The 4,563-nt window shown below is 61.9% G+C and carries 4 protein-coding genes; 3 read left to right on the forward strand and 1 reads right to left on the reverse strand.

The window, feature by feature from the left end; genetic code table 11:
- Window positions 1–81 precede the first annotated feature (81 nt).
- On the reverse strand, window positions 82–1,329 hold the full coding sequence (gene pepT / locus QZ079_RS08175; RefSeq protein WP_297037368.1) for a peptidase T: 1,248 nt from the start codon (window positions 1,327–1,329) through the stop codon (window positions 82–84).
- A 146-nt stretch (window positions 1,330–1,475) separates the two neighbouring features.
- Between pepT and QZ079_RS08180 the strand changes: the two genes are divergently transcribed.
- The 3 genes from QZ079_RS08180 to QZ079_RS08190 all read left to right on the forward strand — a co-directional run bounded on the left by QZ079_RS08180 (window position 1,476) and on the right by QZ079_RS08190 (window position 4,386).
- Entirely contained in the window at window positions 1,476–1,898 is a 423-nt protein-coding gene (locus QZ079_RS08180; RefSeq protein ID WP_297037370.1) for a metal-dependent transcriptional regulator, read from the forward strand.
- Between the two features lie 22 nt (window positions 1,899–1,920).
- Window positions 1,921–2,817 (forward strand): homocysteine S-methyltransferase family protein, encoded by an 897-nt coding sequence (locus QZ079_RS08185; RefSeq protein ID WP_297037372.1) that lies wholly within the window; start codon window positions 1,921–1,923, stop codon window positions 2,815–2,817.
- A gap of 156 nt (window positions 2,818–2,973) precedes the next feature.
- Complete coding sequence (locus QZ079_RS08190; RefSeq protein WP_297037373.1) at window positions 2,974–4,386, forward strand: phosphoglucomutase/phosphomannomutase family protein; 1,413 nt, start codon at window positions 2,974–2,976, stop codon at window positions 4,384–4,386.
- The last annotated feature ends 177 nt before the right edge of the window (window positions 4,387–4,563 follow it).

Consider the following 4,563-nt stretch of genomic DNA (forward strand, 5'->3'; position numbering starts at 1 on the left):
TTAGCCACTGCGCGCGGGGCGAGATGCGAATGAACCCTTGGGGTTATTTCGCATCTCGCCCCAGTTAGAGCCATCCGATTTCTAGGCGAAGCGCGCGACGAGCTCCTGAAGCACATCCACCATCTTCTCGAGCGATGAGACCGGGATGAACTCGTTCACGCCGTGGAACGCGTAGCCGCCCGTCGAGAGGTTGGGGCAGGGCAAACCCCTGAACGAAAGCTGCGCACCATCGGTGCCGCCACGAATCGGCAGCACGCGCGGCTCGATGCCTGCCGCCTCGAACGCTTCTTTCGCGCTCTCGATGAGCTGTGGGTAGCTGGCAACCATCTCGGCCATGTTGCGGTATTCCTGGTGAATATCCAGGCTCACACGCTCCTCGCCGAGCGATTCGTTCAAGAACGTCGCAGCACGCTCCATGAGCGCGATCTTCGCCTCGAAAAGCGCGCTATCGTGATCGCGCACGATATAGCGGGCGCACGCGTGCTCGCAGGTCGAAGAAACGCTCAGCAGGTGGATGAAGCCCTCATATCCCTCAGTGTACTCAGGGCGCATCGCCGCGGGCAGCATCGCGTGGAAATCGCAGAAGAGGTTGGACGCGTTGACCATGCGGCCCTTCGCATCGCCCGGATGGATGGAGTATCCGCGGAACGTGGCCGTGACCTCGCAGGCGTTGAAGCACTCCCACTCCAGCTCGCCGATCGCGCCACCGTCGACGGTATAGGCATACGTGCACTCGAAATCTTCGATATCGAGCAGCGACGCGCCGTGCCCGATCTCCTCATCCGGGCAGAAGCAGATGCCCAGGCGCGGGTGCGGCAGCTCGGGGTGCTCCAAGAGCCGGGCGACGAGCGCCATGATCTCGGCGACGCCCGCTTTGTCGTCGGCACCGAGCAAGGTCGAGCCGTCGGAGCAAACCAAGTCCTCGCCCACGAGGCCGTCGAGAGCGGGCAGCTTATCGGGCGCGATGGAGACCGGCGCGCCGTTAACCTCGCCGCTCACGAGGTCGCCCCCCTCGTAACGCACGATATGTGGCTTCACCCCGAAGCTCGAGACGACTTCGGTGGTGTCGAGGTGGGCGATGAGTCCGAGCGCCGGCTTGTCCTCGGCGCCCGCGCTTGCGGGGACATGCGCCGTCACATAGGCATGATCGGATACCGCGACGTCTTGGGCGCCAAGGCTGCGCAGTTCGTCGGCGAGCATGCGGGCGAGATCGAACTGGACCTCGCTCGAGGGCGTCTCGTTGGCATGCGCATCGCTCGAGGGCGTGTCGACCTGCACATAGCGCAGGAAGCGCTCGAGGACATCGGATTGTTCGCGCTGTTCAGCCATGATGACTCCTTTGCTTGGATGATGCGATTGCGCCTCACGGCCTTTACTCTAGCACGCCTTGTTGCACGCTGGCGCTTCTGTTGGGATGCTTGGGAGCGCGTTAGGGTAGAATCAGCTGCATACCATGGAGTTTGGAGGCTGGACAGATGGAAACAACCGAGGAGTCGCGCGAGCTGCATCTTACGATGTCGAACGAGGACTACCTTGAGTGTCTCGTTCGGATCGAAGAGGAGGAGCAGGCTGTGGAAGGCGTGCGCTCCGTCGACGTCGCTTCGCGTCTGAACGTCTCGAAGGCATCGGTCAACAAGGCGGTCGCTGCTTTGAAGGCGCAGGGGCTGGTTGAACAATCCCATTACGGAAAGATTCTGCTCACCGACCGGGGACGCGAGATTGGCACCGCTGTCTGGTATCGACATCGCCTGCTCCGCACGTTCCTCACCCGCGAGCTCGGCGTGGACTACGACCGCGCCGATGCGGAGGCATGCATGATGGAGCATGCGCTTTCCGAGGACACCATGGCTCGGTGGCTTGAATATCTTGAGCGTCAAGGCGTCGCACTCGGTGCCTAGCAGCCTGGAGACGGGTTCTCGCATGCTTCGCTTTGATTACTACAACAGAGTCGACGCGCAGGAGCTGCTGGCGGATCTCGAGTGCGAGACGCTTCTCATGCAAGGCCCCATGGGCTCGTTGCTCATGAGCGAGCCAGATGCGGCGGACATCCCGCCCGCCTTCTGGAACCTCGCGGAGCCGCAGACGGTGCAACGACTGCATCAACTGTATGTAGCCGCTGGAGCGCAGGTGCTTCTCACGAACACCTTTCAGGCGTCGGCGCCCGCGCTTGAGCGCGGCGGTATCGCGCGTTCCATGGAAGAAGTCAATCGCGCCGCTGTCGACAGTGCGCGTAAGGCGGGGCGCGTCTTTGTCGTCGGGTCGATGGGGCCGTGCGGCATCGAGTGGAGTCGAGAAGACTCCCCAGAGTACCGCGCTGCGCGTGCGGCGTACCGAGAGCAGGCGAGCGCGCTCTTCGAGGCGGGCGTTGCGGCCGTCATGCTCGAGACCTTCTCTTCGATTCGCGAGCTCGATCCCGCGCTTGCAGGCACCATGGATGTCGCCGACGGCATGCCGGTGTTCGTAAGCTTCGCCGTGGACGATCAGGGCTGCCTCATGGGCGATGGTTTAACCATAGAGGGAGCTGTGGTGCATGCCGAAAAGCGCGGCGTAGCTTCGGTGGGCGTGAACTGCTGTTCTCTCGAAGCGGCCGATGAGGTACTGCCACGTTTGAGGAAGGCGGCACGCACGCCCGTTTCCGTGCGCCCGAACGCGGGCGATCCGTTCATGACCGAGGACGGTTCGATCGCCTGGCCGGATCGCGACTCCTTGTTTGCACGCCAATGCGTGCGCTGGCGAGCTATCGGTGCGAACCTCGTTGGCTGCTGCTGCGGCGGTACGCCTGCCACCACGGCCGCTATGTCCGACGCCCTCTCCTAGTCGCTCGCCGATACTTCGTTTCTCCATGGAAGCGCTGTGCTGTGCTCGGCATCCGCGCGTCTTGGGTATACAGATGATGCGGCTTGCGTTCGAGAAGATGCAAAGCTCGTGCGTCGGCCGCGCTAACTATGATACCAAGCAGGGAGTGCATACTCGATGAGCTCGATGATCCATCTATCCGCCGATGGTTGGTGCGCGCGCGTCGACGACGACGCTGTCGACGATGACCTTGCGCGCATCGCCGATGCAGCCGGAACGTTCTGGGCGCAGGCCTCGCCGGGGGCGATTGTATATGTCGCATTCGACACGCGCCCGGATGCGGAGCGCTTGGCATGCCTCGCGGGCAGGATCCTCGCAGGGCACGGCTTGGTTGCCAAGGTCGCCGATCGTTTTACGCCGGTGCCGGCGCTTGCCTGGACGATTGCGAACGACCAGCGCGCGTGCGGCGGACTTATGGTGACCGGTTCGCAGCGTCCCTACGACTATGTGGGCGTGCGCATCTACACCGCCGACGGTGTCTCGCCGACGCGCGAGGTCTCCGATGAGCTCGAGCTTCTCATCGAGCCCGAACCGGCTTCAGTGTTCGGCGGCATCCAGCGTACGGACATCGCAACGTCCTATCTGGACAATCTGTATGCATCGGTTGACGGGGACGCGATCGCGCACGCAGGGCTTTCCGTCCTCTATGATCCCCTGTATGGCGCCGGTCGGCTGCATCTTCCCATGGTCATGAGTGCCTTGGGTATCGATGTCACCGAGATCCACGGTGAGTTCGACGACGACGCCATCGACCTCCATCCAGAGCCCGTTGAGCCATGGGTGGACGATTGCGAGCGCGCCGTCGTGGAGACCGGGGCGTGCGCGGGCTTTATCACAGACAGCGATGCGGATCGCATGAGCGCAGTCGACGAGCGCGGTCGCTATGTGAGTCCACGCATGATTGCAACGCTCGTGTTGAAGCATCTTGTCGAGTATCGCGGCGAGAAGGGACGCGTCGTTTTGGGAGTCTCTGCATCCGCGCTTACGCGCCGCGTGGCGAAAGCTCTCGGATGCCGCGTGGTGATGAAGCCGACGGGCTTTGAGCATATATATAAAGAAGCGCTCAAAGGCGACGTGCTCTTGGGCGTGGAGGGACGGACGGGCATCTGTATTCCCTCGCATATGATCGAGCGTGACGGCCTGCATGTAGCACTGATTCTGTGCGAACTCATGGCAAAGACGGACAAAACGCTTGCGCAGCTCGTAGATGAGGTGGAACGTGAATATGGCGCTATGGCCTATGCGGTGCGCGATTTGCGGGTTGAAAACGAAGTCAGCGAGATCTTCAGGACGATGCTTCCGGGTCTGAATCCGCACACCGTTGCCGGCAGAGAGCCGGTTGCGGTGAGCCATATGGATGGACTGAGGCTCGAGTTTGACGATGAGTCATGGGTGCTTCTGCGTCCAAGCCGTATGGATCCGGTGGTGCGCGTCTATGCCGAGGCGCCGACGGTGCAGGAACGCGACCGCCTCCTCGAAGCGGGTTGCGAGATCGCGCGCGGCGAGGCGCTCGATAGCGGAATGCAGTGAGAATGGCGTTCGGCTTCGGCGAGCGGTATGAAATAGTAGATAAGCGTTGTAAAAACACTATATATAGTAGGAAAGCAGGCTGAAATTCAGTTAATTGTGGAGAGAATGTGGTGAGACGAATTGACCTCTCCACACAGCTGAGACTCTGGCAATATATCTCCTTGCCGCGCGGCGGGG

The organism is uncultured Enorma sp., assembly GCA_905210055.1.
Lineage (GTDB): Bacteria > Actinomycetota > Coriobacteriia > Coriobacteriales > Coriobacteriaceae > Enorma.